The 15,832-nt window shown below is 38.6% G+C and carries 13 protein-coding genes; all 13 read left to right on the forward strand.

What is annotated here, in order from left to right; genetic code table 11:
• The first annotated feature begins 219 nt into the window (after window positions 1-219).
• Window positions 220-1,335, forward strand: a complete 1,116-nt coding sequence (gene citZ, locus RYX56_RS10465; RefSeq protein ID WP_317122009.1) for a citrate synthase — start codon at window positions 220-222, stop codon at window positions 1,333-1,335.
• Between the two features lie 111 nt (window positions 1,336-1,446).
• On the forward strand, window positions 1,447-2,715 hold the full coding sequence (gene icd / locus RYX56_RS10470) for an NADP-dependent isocitrate dehydrogenase (protein ID WP_317122010.1): 1,269 nt from the start codon (window positions 1,447-1,449) through the stop codon (window positions 2,713-2,715).
• Window positions 2,716-2,815: 100 nt separating this feature from the next.
• Complete coding sequence (gene mdh, locus RYX56_RS10475) at window positions 2,816-3,760, forward strand: malate dehydrogenase (RefSeq protein ID WP_317122011.1); 945 nt, start codon at window positions 2,816-2,818, stop codon at window positions 3,758-3,760.
• 213 nt (window positions 3,761-3,973) lie between these two features.
• On the forward strand, window positions 3,974-4,699 hold the full coding sequence (locus tag RYX56_RS10480) for a response regulator transcription factor (protein WP_317122012.1): 726 nt from the start codon (window positions 3,974-3,976) through the stop codon (window positions 4,697-4,699).
• Window positions 4,692-6,464: a two-component system histidine kinase PnpS gene (pnpS, locus tag RYX56_RS10485; protein ID WP_317122013.1), complete on the forward strand. Its 1,773-nt coding sequence runs from the start codon at window positions 4,692-4,694 to the stop codon at window positions 6,462-6,464. Before RYX56_RS10480 ends, pnpS begins: the two co-directional genes overlap by 8 nt.
• Window positions 6,465-6,926: 462 nt before the next feature.
• Entirely contained in the window at window positions 6,927-7,877 is a 951-nt protein-coding gene (gene hflK / locus RYX56_RS10490; protein ID WP_317122014.1) for an FtsH protease activity modulator HflK, read from the forward strand.
• Complete coding sequence (gene hflC, locus RYX56_RS10495; protein WP_317122015.1) at window positions 7,877-8,809, forward strand: protease modulator HflC; 933 nt, start codon at window positions 7,877-7,879, stop codon at window positions 8,807-8,809. Before hflK ends, hflC begins: the two co-directional genes overlap by 1 nt.
• 109 nt (window positions 8,810-8,918) lie before the next feature.
• A complete protein-coding gene (polA, locus tag RYX56_RS10500) occupies window positions 8,919-11,546 on the forward strand; it encodes a DNA polymerase I (protein ID WP_317122016.1) in 2,628 nt (875 codons plus the stop codon).
• A gap of 14 nt (window positions 11,547-11,560) precedes the next feature.
• Window positions 11,561-12,385, forward strand: coding sequence for a DNA-formamidopyrimidine glycosylase (mutM, locus tag RYX56_RS10505; protein WP_317122017.1), 825 nt, complete (start codon window positions 11,561-11,563; stop codon window positions 12,383-12,385).
• A gap of 63 nt (window positions 12,386-12,448) precedes the next feature.
• A complete protein-coding gene (ytaF, locus tag RYX56_RS10510) occupies window positions 12,449-13,084 on the forward strand; it encodes a sporulation membrane protein YtaF (RefSeq protein WP_317122018.1) in 636 nt (211 codons plus the stop codon).
• A 30-nt stretch (window positions 13,085-13,114) separates the two neighbouring features.
• The gene (coaE, locus tag RYX56_RS10515; RefSeq protein WP_317122019.1) at window positions 13,115-13,720 is read left to right on the forward strand and encodes a dephospho-CoA kinase; all 606 of its coding nucleotides are present in this window, start codon (window positions 13,115-13,117) and stop codon (window positions 13,718-13,720) included.
• 287 nt (window positions 13,721-14,007) lie between these two features.
• Entirely contained in the window at window positions 14,008-15,033 is a 1,026-nt protein-coding gene (locus RYX56_RS10520; protein ID WP_047973475.1) for a glyceraldehyde-3-phosphate dehydrogenase, read from the forward strand.
• 320 nt (window positions 15,034-15,353) lie between these two features.
• Window positions 15,354-15,737 carry an adenosylmethionine decarboxylase gene (gene speD, locus RYX56_RS10525; RefSeq protein WP_047973476.1) on the forward strand — a complete coding sequence of 128 codons (384 nt, stop codon included), beginning with the start codon at window positions 15,354-15,356 and terminating at the stop codon, window positions 15,735-15,737.
• Window positions 15,738-15,832 lie beyond the last annotated feature (95 nt).

The following is a 15,832-nucleotide window of genomic DNA, read 5'->3' on the forward strand; positions in this document are numbered from 1 at the left end:
CCGACCACTAAGTAAAACTATCAGAATACTAAGTTAAGTGATAGTTTTAAAATGAGTAAATTAATTTACTATTTAAACGTTCACAAAAGTGTAAAAAATGTTTATAATGGTGCTTGTGTACATCCTTCCTACATAGCGCACATTTTCATTTCGTCAAAATGGAAATGTAAGCATTTACCGAAAGATGAAAAAGATATTCAGGGAAAAGGAGAGATTAACGTGAGTACAACTCGTGGTCTAGAAGGAATTGTAGCAACGACATCAAGTGTCAGTTCGATTATTGAAAGTGTCTTAACCTATCAAGGGTATGATATTGACGATTTAGCAGATAATGCGAGTTTTGAAGAGGTTATTTATCTTCTTTGGAACGGACGTCTTCCAAAAGAGCAAGAACTACGTTCGTTTACACAGGAGCTTGCTGATCATGCTGAAATTCCACAAGCAATTATTGATCAGATGAAATCATATCCAATCAATGAAGTTCATCCAATGGCTGCTCTACGTACGGCAATTTCAAGTCTCGCATTATTTGATGAAAATGCGGATGTAATGGAAGAAGAAGCGAACCGCTTAAAGGCGCTTAAGATCCAAGCACAAATCCCTACAATTGTGACAGCGTTTTCTCGAGTGCGTGAAGGGCAAGAGCCTGTTGCCCCTCGTAAGGACTTAGGTTTTGCAGCAAACTTCCTTTACATGCTAAATGGTAAAGAGCCAGATGAGGTTTCTGTTAATGCATTTAATAAAGCACTTGTGTTACATGCAGACCATGAGCTTAATGCTTCAACGTTTACTGCACGTGTATGTGTAGCTACTCTTTCTGATGTATACTCTGGTATCACAGCAGCTATCGGAGCTCTTAAAGGCCCATTACACGGCGGAGCAAATGAAGCGGTTATGTCGATGCTAACTGAAATTGAAGAAGTAGAAAATGTCGAACCTTATATCCGTAAAGCTCTTGATAATAAAGAGAAAATTATGGGCTTCGGTCACCGTGTATACAAAAATGGAGATCCACGTGCTAAACACTTACGTGAAATGTCTAAACGCTTAACTGATATTACAGGTGAATCTAAGTGGTACGAGATGTCTTTAAAAGTTGAAGATATGGTTACTGGCGAAAAAGGTTTATTGCCAAATGTTGATTTTTATTCTGCTAGTGTTTACCATAGTCTTGGGATCAAACATGATTTGTTTACCCCAATCTTCGCTGTCAGCCGTGCATCAGGTTGGTTAGCTCACATCTTAGAGCAGTATAGTGATAACCGTCTAATTCGCCCACGTGCTGAGTATGTGGGACCTGGTAAACAGACATATGTTCCAATTGAACAACGCTAATTAGCGTAGCAAGGAGTTTATAGCTCCTTGTACATAAGTTAGGGGAGGACAAGGTCATACTTGTCTTGTACAGTGAAAGATAGCTTTATCAATCTAGGGAGGTAATGTAACATGGCAAACGGAGAAGTAATCAAGGTAGAAAATGGAGTTTTAGACGTACCAAATAACCCAATTGTTCCTTATATCGAAGGGGACGGAATTGGCCCTGATATCTGGGCAGCTGCTTCACGTGTAATGGATGCTGCAGTAGAAAAAGCTTATAATGGCGAAAAGAAAATTGTTTGGAAAGAAATTTTAGCTGGTGAAAAAGCATTCAATGAAACTGGGAGCTGGTTACCAGAAGAAACATTAGAAGCGGTACGTAAATATATGATCGCTATTAAAGGACCTCTTACAACACCAGTAGGCGGTGGAATTCGTTCATTAAACGTTGCCCTTCGTCAAGAACTTGACTTATACGTTTGTCTACGTCCAGTACGTTATTTTGAAGGTGTACCTTCACCAGTAAAGCGTCCTGAAGATACAAACATGGTTATCTTCCGTGAGAACTCAGAAGATATTTATGCTGGTATTGAGTATCAAGAAGGTTCTGATGAAGTGAAGAAATTAATCAAATTCCTTCGTGAAGAGATGGGTGCTAGCAAGATCCGTTTCCCTGAAACATCTGGTATTGGTATTAAGCCTGTGTCACAGGAAGGTACAGACCGACTGGTTCGTGCGGCTATCCAGTATGCTCTTGATGAAGGCCGTAAGAGTGTAACACTTGTACACAAAGGAAACATCATGAAATATACAGAAGGTGCTTTCAAAAACTGGGGATATGAAGTTGCTGAGCGTGAATTTGGCGATAAAGTATTCACTTGGGCTCAATATGACAAGATTGTTGAAGCAGAAGGTAAAGACGCTGCAGATAAAGCACAATCCGAAGCAGAAGCAGCAGGTAAGATTATTGTTAAGGATTCGATTGCAGATATCTTCTTACAACAAATCCTCACTCGTCCTAAAGAGTTCGATGTTGTGGCAACAATGAACTTAAATGGTGACTACATCTCTGATGCACTTGCTGCACAAGTTGGAGGAATTGGTATCGCACCTGGTGCCAACATCAACTATGATACTGGACATGCAATCTTTGAAGCGACTCATGGTACGGCTCCTAAGTATGCTGGTCTTGATAAAGTAAATCCTTCTTCTGTTCTTCTATCAGGAGAGCTTATGCTTCGTCACCTTGGCTGGAATGAAGCTGCTGATTTAATCATGGCTTCTATGGATAAAACAATCGCTAGTAAAGTAGTAACATATGACTTCGCACGTCTAATGGATGGTGCAACGGAAGTGAAATGTTCTGGCTTTGCTGATGAATTGATCAACAACCTTTAATCATCTTAATGTTCAAGAAGTCCTTTTAGGACTTCTTGAACAATTTACTGTCTAATCGTTTTTGAAAGGTTTGTTAAATCATAACTAGGAGTTGATGGAAATGGCAATTAAGCGTAGAAAGATTTCAGTTATTGGAGCAGGTTTCACAGGAGCTACAACAGCATTAATGGTTGCTCAAAAAGAGCTTGGAGATGTTGTATTAGTAGATATCCCGCAACTAGAAGGCCCGACAAAGGGGAAAGCATTAGATATGCTTGAATCAACACCTGTTCAAGGTGTAGATTCAAATATTGTGGGTACTTCAAACTATGAAGATACTAAAGATTCTGATGTCGTTGTGATTACTGCTGGTATTGCTCGCAAACCTGGTATGAGCCGTGATGACTTAGTGAGTACGAATGCTGGTATCATGAAAGCAGTTACGAAAGAAGTGGTAAAGCATTCGCCTAACTGCTACATCATCGTTTTAACAAACCCTGCAGATGCTATGACATACACTGTATATAAAGAATCTGGCTTCCCTAAAAACCGTGTAATTGGTCAATCAGGCGTTCTTGATACAGCTCGTTTCCGCACGTTTGTAGCACAAGAATTAAACCTTTCTGTTGAAGATATTACTGGATTTGTACTTGGTGGCCATGGTGATGATATGGTACCTCTTATTCGTTACTCAGCAGCAGGAGGCGTACCTCTTGAGAAGTTAATTCCACAAGATCGTATTGATGCTATTGTTGAGCGTACACGTAAAGGTGGCGGTGAAATTGTTGGCCTTCTTGGTAACGGTAGTGCATATTATGCACCAGCAGCGTCACTAGCTCAAATGGTTGAAGCGATCATTAAAGATAAGAAACGTGTGATTCCTACGATTGCTTACCTTGAAGGCGAGTATGGTTACGAAGACCTTTATGCAGGTGTTCCGACAATTCTTGGTGGCGATGGAATCGAAAAGATTATCGAACTTGATTTGACGGACGACGAAAAAGAAGCACTAGCAAAATCTGTAGATTCTATTCGTAACGTTATGCAGGCACTTCCAAGCAACTAATATCACCTTGAAAAAACCCTTATGGTCTAAAGAGATCATAAGGGTTTTTTCGTAGAATGATAACTTGAAACATCAAAAGTTGAAAAAGTGTGACGACATCTAATCTAACTTTGGTATACTAATGAAGAATAGGGATGAGTATAAATTGTTTTTCGATGGCAGGGGAGCCGTTTAATATAAGTTCTACATAGGTAGAGTGTGGAGGGTGAACAAATGGCACAGAGAATTTTAGTCGTTGATGATGAGGAATCGATTGCAACATTGTTACAATTCAATTTGGAACAATCAGGGTTTGAAGTTACAGTAGCATCTGATGGTGAAGAAGGTTTAGCGTTAGCTAAAAATGAACCATTTGATCTATTAGTATTAGATTTAATGTTACCAAAAATGGATGGACTTGATGTGTGTAAACAACTCCGACAACATAAAAAGATGACACCAATTCTTATGCTAACAGCAAAAGATGATGAGTTTGATAAGGTGTTAGGACTTGAACTCGGAGCAGATGACTATATGACAAAACCATTTAGCCCAAGAGAAGTAGTAGCAAGGGTACGAGCAATTTTAAGAAGAAGCACTCATTTAACTGCTGTAAATGAAAAAAGTCCTGATGAACATACTGCTAATATGATCAGTATTGGAGATGTAGAGGTCTACCCTGACAATTACGAAGTACATGTACATAAGAAAGCACTTGAACTAACTCCTAAGGAATTTGAACTGTTCCTTTATCTAGCTAATCATAAAGGTCGAGTATTGACGAGAGATCAATTGTTAAATGCCGTGTGGAATTATGAATTTGTAGGTGATACACGCATTGTCGACGTTCATATCAGTCACTTGCGAGAAAAAATAGAGCCGAATACAAAGAAACCGGTTTACATTAAAACGGTTAGAGGACTAGGCTATAAATTAGAAGAGCCGCAGCTTCATGCATAAACTCAAGTTTAGGCTGGTATTTGCTATTTTAAGTATGACCTTACTGGTAATGGCTAGCTTGGGCTTGATTATTGGACAGGTCTATAAAAATATATATGAAAACCATTTAACAGATCGCCTTATGAAGGAAGCTGAATTAGCTGCATACACGATTGAATCTCACGAAGGAGACGAAATTGATGAGCAGCTGCTCGCGTTGAGAATGAGTGAACGTTTGGATGCGAGAGTCACGATTATTGCTGTTGACGGTACTGTATTGGGGGAGTCGGCAACAGACCCATCTACAATGGATGATCATTATGAACGTCCTGAGATCAGAGCCATTCGAGAAGGAAGACCTGAAATAGAGATTAGATATAGTGACACGGTGAACCAGGAACTATACTACTATGCCGTACCGTACGAAATAGAGGGAACGGAAGCTGGATACGTTAGAATAGGTGTAGCAACTCAAACCATCACAAATCTTAATGAAACGATTTGGTGGATTCTTGCTGTAAGTTTCACGATTGCCTTTGTTGTGATTGGGACGATCACTTATCGGATTGCAAATGAAATGATTAAGCCGATTGAAAATGCTTCTGAAGTTGCAATTGAGCTGGCAGAAGGGAATTTTAAAGCTCGAACGTTTGAAGGCAAGAAGGATGAAGTTGGACAGTTGACTCGCTCAATGAATGTGCTCGCTTATAATCTTGAACAAATTACAAAGCGACATGAAGCACAACAAGAGCGGCTTGAGACTTTAATTAATAACATGGGAAGTGGTCTCATCTTTATTAATGCAAGAGGAGATATTTCCTTGATTAATCAAAGGTGTCACGATGTCTTTCAAGAAAATACAAATGTTTGGTTGAATCAACTTTACCATGAAACCATTAAATCCAAAGAACTTATAAAAATTGTTCAAGCAGTCTTTATAACAGAAAAAAGGCATCGAGAACAGATTACGCTTGTTAACGGGCTTGATACAAAGCATTTTGATATCCATGCAGCACCTATTTTGAGTGAAATGGGGATAATGAAAGGTATTGTTCTTGTTTTACATGATATTACGGAACTGAAAAAGCTTGAACAAGTTCGTAAAGATTTTGTGGCAAATGTTTCACATGAATTAAAAACACCTATTACATCTATAAAAGGATTTTCCGAGACTTTATTAGATGGGGCAATGAAAGATCCTGTTTATTTAGAGAAATTTCTTACGATCATTTATCAAGAAAGTGAGAGATTACAAAGTTTAATACAAGACTTATTAGAACTATCTAAGTTAGAACAACACTATTTTAGTCTTAATTGGGGGAAAGCCGATTTAACTAAAATTACTGAGGATGTCGTTGAACTCCTTCGTCCCAAAGCGGAGGATAAAGGAATAAAGTTAAATTTACATGGGGACACAGCCGCAAGATTAGAGATGGATGGTGACTCAGAGCGCTTAAAGCAAATTGCAATTAATTTAATTAGTAATGCGATAACGTACACTCCCAATGACGGTCGAATTGATGTGTCGATCATTGCTAAAAAAGAATCAATTGAATTCGTTGTACAAGATAATGGGATTGGAATGGAGAAGGCTGAATTGCCACGCATCTTTGAACGTTTTTACCGGGTAGATCGAGCGCGTAGTAGAAACTCTGGTGGAACTGGATTAGGGTTGGCGATAGTTAAGCATCTTGTCGAGGCGCATAACGGAAAGCTTTCCGTTTCGAGTGAGCTTGGTATGGGAACCACATTTAAAGTTATTTTTATTAGAAATCAACAGCGATAGTCATAATGATCTAGGAATATAAAAATTTTACAATACTTTTACATTTCTTTCATTATAACTTAATGTCGATTACCTATAATAACTTATGAACGGTTTCATCAATGCTAAGCAAACATTCTAGATGCTCATCCCATCTATTTGTTTGGACACGTTGATTTACATCCCCTTAGAAAGACGAAAGCACCCCTTAGCTTTCGTCTTTCTTCTATTGTAAAAACCTAATAACCTCTGTTTTCAAGGTGGAGGATGGTTATTCACAATCAATCCCACTCTAATACTCCCTCATTGATTCATCTAGATTAGTAATTTTTCCTCCAGCTTTGTGTAAATATATACTATAATAGTAAGGTATTTTCTACTATAATTTAGAAAATACCATTCTTTATCATGAGATTTTGAATCTTTTTAGAGAGATATCTCGTATAAAAGGTACCATTAATTATTAAAATAGGGGGATTATGAATGACAGTCAAACAATTAGTTGTTGGGTTTGTCTCCTTGATCGGTATTGCCATTCTTGCTTTGTTTCTTGCAACTGGTTGGTATATTGTCGATGAATCAGAACAAGCCGCATTGATTACATTTGGGAAAGTGGACGAAACCGTTACTGAACCAGGTTTGAAGTTTAAAATGCCGTGGCCAATTCAGCGTGTGGAAATCCTATCAAGAGGTACATACAATCTTCAAGTAGGTTACAGTGAAGAAGATGGGGAAGTTGTAGAGTTTACGAACGAAGCAAAAATGATTACGGGTGATGAGAATATTCTTTTTGCTGACTTAGCCGTTCAATGGAGAATTACAGATCCTGAACAATACTTATATAGTACTGAAGATGCGAGATCAGTACTTTACAGTGCCACTTCAGCTGCTCTTCGTGGAGTAATTGGTAGCTCAGGAATTGACGAAGCATTAACCGATCAACGTCCTGAAATTGAGGCGAAAGTATTTGAAAATCTTGTAGAACTACTTGAAGTCTATGAGATTGGTATTAGTATTCAAGATGTTAAACTACAAGATGTTGAACTACCTACTGATGAAGTACGCCGTGCGTTTATGGACGTAACAGATGCACGTGAGGAACGTTTAACAAAAATCAACGAAGCAAATAAATATAGAAATCAAAAAATAAACGAGGCAGAAGGGGAGAAAGATGCGATTATCTCTCGTGCTGAAGGAACAAAAGCAGAGCGTGTAGAACGTGCGCGTGGGGATGCTTCCTTATTTGATTCTCTTTATAGCGAATATGTTGTTAATCCAGAAGTAACTAGACAACGTTTAGTACTAGAAACGATAGAGCGAGTATTACCAGATACTGAAATATACATCATGGATAGCAATAATGATACCGTAAATTATTTACCAATTAGACCACTAGAGCGTCGTCCTGAAGCTGCAGAGGGGGGAAGTAACTAATGAGTGACGAGAACATTGTGAATTTGAATGAACGTCGTCCTAGTGACGAATGGCGCAAGTATGTGAAATTAATTGCTGTAGCGATTATTTTAATAGTAATTTTAGCAACCATTATAAGTAACCTTTTTATTGTAGAACAAGGAGAGTATAAGGTAGTCCGTCAATTTGGAGAAGTAGTGCGCGTTGTGGATGAACCAGGCTTAAGTTACAAGATTCCATTCATCCAATCGGTCACAACATTACCGAAATACCAAATGATTTACGATATTCCCCCAGCTGAAATTAATACATTGGATAAAAAGAGAATGTTAGCTGATCATTATGCTTTATGGCGGATAGAAGATCCACAACTAATGATCTCTAACGCTACAACTATTGAGCGAGCAGAAGCGATCATGGGTGAAATTATCTTTTCAGCGATTCGTGCAGAACTAGGTCAATTAAACTTCGATGAGATTATTAATGAAGAAAAATCATCAAGAGGAAGTTTTAACGAACTTGTGCGTGAAAGAGTAAATGAAGCATTAGAACGTAATCATTACGGAATTATTCTTACGGATGTTCGAATGAAACGTACAGATCTACCTGAAGAGAACGAAGAAGCTGTTTATCGTCGTATGATTTCAGAAAGGCAATCAACAGCTCAAGATTACTTGTCTCAAGGGGACGCTGAAGCCAACCGAATTAAAGCGAACACAGATCGTGAAGTACAAGAGATTGTGGCAACAGCAACAGCAGATGCTAGAGTCATTGAAGGGGAAGGGGAAGAGGAGGCAGCATCGATTTATAATGATGCCTTTGGTCGTGACCCAGATTTTTATCAACTCTATCGTACCCTTCAATCTTATGAAAGAACTATCGGTGAGGATACGGTCATTGTCCTTCCAGGTGATTCACCATATGCTCGTATTTTAATGGGCTATATTGATTAATTTCAAAAGCATATAAGTAAAAGTCTCGCCTATGCGGGGCTTTTCTTTTTCGCTCGCCACTATGCTACAATTAAGGTAACAATAATTCGACTAGAAAGGAGCCGATTCGTTGAAGAAGCTCATATTAATTGATGGAAATAGTATTGCTTATCGTGCCTTTTTTGCCTTGCCTCTACTAAATAATGATAAAGGTGTATACACAAACGCGGTGTACGGTTTCACAACGATGCTCCTTAAAATCATTCAAGAGGAGAAACCAACACATATGCTTGTAGCATTTGATGCTGGAAAGACGACATTTCGTCATAAAACATATGAATCTTATAAGGGAGGGCGTCAAAAAACCCCTCCTGAGCTCTCGGAACAATTTCCGCTTATTCGAGAATTGTTAGATGCATTTAATATCAAGAGGTTCGAACTTGATAATTATGAAGCAGATGATATTATCGGTACCCTTGCTAAGCAAGCCGAAAACGAAAAGTGGGAAGTGAAAGTTGTTTCTGGAGACAAAGATTTACTTCAACTTGTTTCTGATTATGTAACGGTTGTATTAACGAAAAAAGGGATTACCAACGTGGAGTCATACGATGAAGCGCTTATTGATGAGAAGTATGGAATTAAGCCAGAACAGATTATCGACATGAAAGGATTGATGGGGGATAGTTCAGATAATATTCCTGGCGTACCTGGTGTCGGAGAAAAGACGGCGTTAAAGTTATTAAAACAATTTGGAACAATTGAGAAGGTCTTGGATGCGATTGAGGATGTTTCTGGAAAGAAGTTAAAAGAGAAACTGATGGAGAATAAAGATCAAGCATTAATGAGTAAGGAACTTGCAACCATATTTACAGAAGTCCCATATGACTTATCCCTTAATGAGCTCCAATTTGGTGAATATGATGAGCAAAAAGTGGTTTCTTTATTTAAGGAGCTTGAATTCAAATCATTAGTTGATCAATTTGATTCTGGAGCTAAGGAGTCAGATGAACCTTTAGAAGAGCTTTCATATGAGGTGCTAGAAGAAGTGAAAGAAGAGCATCTAATGACTCCAGCTGCTCTAATTGTTGAAGTGTTAGAAGAGAATTACCATCAGGCTGACATTATTGGTTTTGGGTTAGTCCATGAAAAAGGTCGTTATTTTATTCCGACTGAGGTTGCTCTTCAATCAGACGTATTTGTGTCATGGGCAAAAGATGAAGATCAAAAAAAATGGTTACTTGATGCTAAGCGAGGCGTTGTCACTCTAGGATGGCAAAATGTATTATTAGATGGTGTTGACTTTGATTTATTAATGGCCTCTTATTTACTTGATCCTTCGCACTCTTCTCATGATCTTGCAGATATTGCAACTCGTAAAGGAGCTAAGAGCATTCAAGAAGATGAATTTATATATGGAAAAGGTGCAAAGCGAAAAGTTCCCGAACGTGAAGTGCTAGCGGAGCATTTAGTCAGAAAAGCAAATGTGATTTATCAATTAAAAGAGCAAATGGAGTCAGAACTTAAGCAGAATGAACAATTTGAGCTCTTTAAAGATTTAGAGATGCCTTTATCTGTGGTCCTTGGTCGCATGGAAACAGGGGGAGTAAAAGTAGATGTTGAGCAGCTAAAAGCAATGGGGAAAGACTTAGAGGAGCGTCTCGCTACTCTTGAATCCGATATACATGAACATGCTGGAGTAACTTTTAATATTAATTCACCTAAGCAATTAGGAGAAGTGTTGTTTGAAAAAATGGGTCTTCCAGTAATTAAGAAAACAAAAACGGGCTACTCTACATCGGCAGACGTTCTTGAAAAATTAGCAGAAGAACATGAAATTATCCGTCATATTCTTCATTATCGTCAATTAGGGAAATTAAATTCAACCTACATTGAGGGGCTTGTTAAAGTAACGCATAAGGACACAAACAAAATTCATACTCGATTTAATCAAGCACTTACACAAACCGGGAGATTAAGTTCAACGGATCCTAATTTACAAAACATCCCGATTCGTTTAGAAGAAGGACGTAAGATTCGAAAAGCATTTATTCCTTCAGAAGAAGGCTGGAAAATGCTTGCCGCTGACTATTCTCAAATTGAATTAAGGGTCCTTGCTCATATTGCTAACGATGAAAAGTTAATTACAGCTTTTAAAGAAGATATGGATATTCATACAAAAACGGCTATGGATGTTTTCCATGTAGATGAAGATCAGGTTACTTCAGATATGCGAAGAGGTGCAAAAGCTGTTAACTTTGGAATTGTCTACGGAATTAGTGACTACGGATTATCACAAAACCTAGGTATCACTCGTAAGGAAGCAGCGAAGTTCATTGAACGTTATTTTAATAGTTATCCAAACGTAAAAGACTATATGGATCGAATTGTGGATGAAGCAAGAGAAAGTGGGTTTGTTCAAACTTTATTACACAGACGTCGCTACTTACCTGAGCTCACTAGTCGTAACTTCAATCTGCGTAGTTTTGCTGAGAGAACAGCGATGAATACGCCAATCCAAGGTACGGCAGCAGACATTATTAAAAAAGCAATGGTAGAAATGGCTATTCGTCTCGAAAAGGAACAACTAAAAAGCCGATTACTTCTACAAGTACACGATGAACTTATATTTGAAGTTCCCCCAGAAGAGATAGATGTCATGATGAAGCTTGTTCCGGAAGTGATGGAACAAGCTGTTGAGTTGGATGTTCCTTTAAAAGTTGATATCTCAGCTGGTGACACTTGGTATGATGCAAAGTAAGGAGCGGAATGTCTATGCCAGAATTACCTGAAGTGGAAACTGTTAAGCGTACGTTGAGCGAGCTTGTTGTTGGTAAAACAATTTCAAGTGTGACCGTCAAATGGGCAAACATTATTAAAGAGCCGGACGATACGAAGCAATTTGAAATGCTTCTATTAAACCAGACCATTCGAGAAATTCGTAGAAGAGGTAAATTTTTACTATTTGAATGCGATGATGTGGTGATGGTTTCTCACCTTCGAATGGAGGGACGTTATGGCCTTTATAAAAAGGATGAGGAACTGACGCCTCATACTCATGTGATTTTTCATTTTACCGATGGGGATGAGTTAAGGTATCAAGACGTAAGAAAATTTGGGACGATGCATATATTTCCAAAAGGGTCAGAAGAAGGGGTGCTGCCTCTAGCTCAGTTAGGGATGGAGCCTTTCTCAGAGCAATTTACAGCTGAAGTATTGCAAGCGGCTTTTAATAAAACAAATCGAAAAATAAAAGTAGCACTATTAGATCAGAAGACTGTAGTAGGGCTTGGGAATATTTATGTGGATGAAGCATTATTTAGAGCGCGCATTCACCCCGAGCGTCTTGCCAAAGCCTTATCAGAAGAAGAACTGATTGTTCTCCATCATGCGATTGTTACGACTTTACAAGAAGCGGTGGACCTCGGTGGGAGTTCCATTAAGTCTTACGTGAACGGACAAGGTGAAATGGGTTTGTTTCAACAAAAGCTTGATGTATATGGACGGAAAAATGAACCTTGTCGTCAGTGTGGAACAGAAATCGTGAAAATAGTGGTTGGAGGTCGCGGGACTCATTATTGTCCAAATTGCCAAATCTAACGTACATCGGATAGGCTCTTGCCATATACTATCGTATCGTCTAGGTGGGAGGAGCTTATCAAGATGGTTGAGATTCTTTCATTACTTGCGCTTGCGCTTGCCGTGAGCTTAGATAGCTTTGGTGTCGGATTGACCTATGGATTGCGGAAGATGAAGTTACCCTTTAAATCTTTAGTGTTTATTGCGTGTTGTTCTGCTACTTCTATTTTAGTGGCGATGGTCTTTGGAGGGGTGATACAGCGCGTATTACCTGAGGATGTAGCGGGTTCGATTGGCGGAATCATTTTAATTTTGATAGGAGCTTGGGCCATGTATCAGGTGTTTAGGCCTGCAAAAGCTTCTGAGAAAACTAAAGAAGATGAGATCATCATCAACTTTGAAATTAAAATGTTCGGTGTCGTCATCAGGATATTAAGAAAGCCGATGGTAGCAGATATCGATAACTCAGGTACCATTACGGGACGCGAAGCAGTCTTACTAGGGATCGCTTTATCGCTGGATGCATTCGGAGCTGGAATTGGAGCAGCTCTAATTGGATTTTCTCCTATACCAATGGCTTTAAGTGTTGCGCTAATGAGTGCATTATTTGTTACATGGGGGATGAAGAGCGGGTTTCGCTTTTCGGAGTCACCATGGATTAAAAAGTTCTCATTTATTCCAGGTTTGTTATTAATTGTACTAGGAGTTTTGAGTCTTTAAATCGTTCAACGGAAAAGAAAGGATACAAGTATGCGAATTGGATTAACAGGTGGAATTGCAAGTGGGAAATCAACAGTTTCAAATTGGTTAAATGAGTGGGGTTATCCAATTATTGATGCAGATAAAATTGCAAGGGAAGTAGTAGAGCCAGGAGAGTCTGCTTATCAAGAGATTGTCCGTCATTTTGGTAAGGAGATCCTACTGGAAGATCAATCGATAAATCGCAAAAAACTTGGTTCTATTATTTTTAATGATGAGCATGAACGTAAGGCATTAAATGGCATTGTTCACCCAGCGGTTAGAAAAAAAATGCTGGCTCAAAAAGAGCGTTATGAAGCGAGTGGACATCAAACAGTCATTTTTGATATACCACTTTTATTTGAAAGTGATTTGTTCCACTTAGTGGATAAGGTGATGCTTGTTTATGTAGATGAACAAACACAATTAGAGCGGTTGATAAATAGAGATCAAGCTGGTAAAGAGGATGCACTGGCTAGAATCTCTTCACAATTTCCTTTAAAAGATAAACGCGAGCGTGCTGATGCCGTTATTAATAATAGTGGCTCATTAGAAGAAACGGCATCACAAGTGAAAATGATCCTTAATCAGTGGAAAGCAAACCCTTCTAATTTATAGAGGGGTTTTTTAATGTACCATACCACTCACCTCCGCCTTTCTTGTCTGGCTTCATTGGCTCAGGTCATTGGTCGCTTCACTTTGTCAAACGAAGCAAAAAGCGCTTCTTATTGTCAAACCTCCACCGTCCTCCTCCCTTAACGAGCAATCTCCACCTTTCTAATTAGTCATTCATCCAATTTTTTCAGATTTTCAAAAAAGTAATCGTCCTCTTGTGGTATATATGATATACTAATTAACATAAAAACAATATTGAGTATAACATATATTTGGAGAGGGGAATTCAAATGAAGGTTAAAGTTGCCATCAATGGATTTGGTCGTATTGGCCGTATGGTATTTCGCAAAGCAATGCTAGAGGATGAAGTGGAGGTTGTTGCAATCAATGCGAGCTATCCTGCAGAAACACTTGCTCACTTAATCAAATATGATAGTATTCACGGAACATACACTCTTCCTGTTGAAGCGAAAGACGATACGATTGTAGTTGATGGGAAAGTTGTGCAGTTACTTCATTCACGTGACCCTCGTGAGCTACCTTGGGCAGAACTTGGAGTAGATATTGTTATTGAAGCAACTGGTAAATTTAAGACACAAGAAACTGCGGGTTATCACATTGAAGCTGGTGCTAAGAAAGTATTGATTACCGCTCCGGCTAAAGAAGAAGATATCACAATCGTAATGGGTGTAAATGATGGGGATTATGATGCCTCTAAACATCACATTATTTCGAATGCATCTTGTACAACAAATTGCTTAGCGCCAGTCGCAAAAGTATTAGATGAAACGTTCGGAATTGAAAGCGGTTTAATGACAACTGTTCATGCTTATACAAATGACCAAAAAAATATTGATAATCCACATAAAGATCTTCGTCGAGCTCGTGCGTGTGGTCAATCGATTATCCCGACTTCAACAGGGGCTGCAAAAGCTATTGCAAAAGTACTTCCTCAGCTTGAAGGAAAGTTAAATGGAATGGCCTTACGTGTACCAACACCAAATGTCTCCTTAGTTGACTTAGTTGTTCAAGTTAAAAAGGATGTTACTCATGAAGAAGTGAATACTGCCTTGAAAATGGCTGCAGAAGGGTCGCTGAAAGGGATTTTAGGATTCTCAGAAAAACCACTTGTATCAATTGATTATAATGGAGAAGAGCAATCTTCTGTTATTGATGGGTTATCGACGATGGTAATGAGCGAACGTCAGGTGAAGGTTCTTGCTTGGTATGATAACGAGTGGGGCTATTCTTGTAGAGTTGTTGATTTAATGAACCTTGTTGCTAAAAAAATGACTACTCCATCTCATGTTGGTTAATTCTCACTCATAGCTACCGCTGACTTGGATACCCTAACAAGAGAAGAGTGCTATGGAAATCACGTATATACTGTTGGATCAACCTTTGTCAAATTTGATAAAAAAGTAGTAAAAATTTCTTTTAAAAAAATGACAAGGATTGGTTGCATTAAAATTATAAAACAAGTATACTGATTTTCGTGAACTTCAATTAAAGCAAACCAGGATTCGTTTACTTGCAGAAAGGGTTAGGACCTCTTTGGACTAACTTTCCCCCGTGTAATTGAACGTTCCTACATGCTTGAGAAGGCATGAATTTTTTGTGAAGGGGGATTCAACTTATGGACACTATGGGTCGTCACGTTATTGCAGAACTTTGGGGCTGTAATACTGAGAAGTTGAATAATATGAGTTTTATTGAACAAACATTTGTAGATGCTGCGCTTAAATCAGGTGCAGAAGTACGAGAAGTTGCATTTCACAAGTTTGCACCACATGGTGTTAGTGGCGTAGTCATCATTTCCGAGTCTCATTTAACGATTCACAGCTTTCCAGAACATGGTTATGCAAGTATTGATGTATATACATGTGGAGATCGTATTGATCCGAATGTGGCATCTAATTACATTGCTGAAGCGCTTGGTGCTAGCTCAAGTGAAGTAATTGAAGTGCCAAGAGGAATGGGACCAGTTAAAGCAGAAAAATCAAAAGTTAATGCGTTCTAACATAGGGAGAAAGAGGGTAATCCCCTCTAGCTTTCCATTTTAAAAGAGAGGTTTGTTTTCACCTCTCTTTTTTGTATGCTCTTTTTCTTCTCCTA

Source organism: Alkalihalophilus lindianensis (assembly GCF_032843265.1).
GTDB classification, from domain to species: domain Bacteria; phylum Bacillota; class Bacilli; order Bacillales; family Bacillaceae_D; genus Alkalihalophilus; species Alkalihalophilus lindianensis.

Bases quoted from the DNA above. Each gene is read 5' to 3' on its own strand.
- coaE (WP_317122019.1), top strand. From the start codon at position 13,115: ATGCGAATTGGATTAACAGGTGGAATTGCAAGTGGGAAATCAACAGTT.
- RYX56_RS10480 (WP_317122012.1), top strand. From the start codon at position 3,974: ATGGCACAGAGAATTTTAGTCGTTGATGATGAGGAATCGATTGCAACA.
- ytaF (WP_317122018.1), top strand. From the start codon at position 12,449: ATGGTTGAGATTCTTTCATTACTTGCGCTTGCGCTTGCCGTGAGCTTA.
- pnpS (WP_317122013.1), top strand. From the start codon at position 4,692: ATGCATAAACTCAAGTTTAGGCTGGTATTTGCTATTTTAAGTATGACC.
- mdh (WP_317122011.1), top strand. From the start codon at position 2,816: ATGGCAATTAAGCGTAGAAAGATTTCAGTTATTGGAGCAGGTTTCACA.
- RYX56_RS10520 (WP_047973475.1), top strand. From the start codon at position 14,008: ATGAAGGTTAAAGTTGCCATCAATGGATTTGGTCGTATTGGCCGTATG.
- mutM (WP_317122017.1), top strand. From the start codon at position 11,561: ATGCCAGAATTACCTGAAGTGGAAACTGTTAAGCGTACGTTGAGCGAG.
- speD (WP_047973476.1), top strand. From the start codon at position 15,354: ATGGACACTATGGGTCGTCACGTTATTGCAGAACTTTGGGGCTGTAAT.
- icd (WP_317122010.1), top strand. From the start codon at position 1,447: ATGGCAAACGGAGAAGTAATCAAGGTAGAAAATGGAGTTTTAGACGTA.
- hflK (WP_317122014.1), top strand. From the start codon at position 6,927: ATGACAGTCAAACAATTAGTTGTTGGGTTTGTCTCCTTGATCGGTATT.
- hflC (WP_317122015.1), top strand. From the start codon at position 7,877: ATGAGTGACGAGAACATTGTGAATTTGAATGAACGTCGTCCTAGTGAC.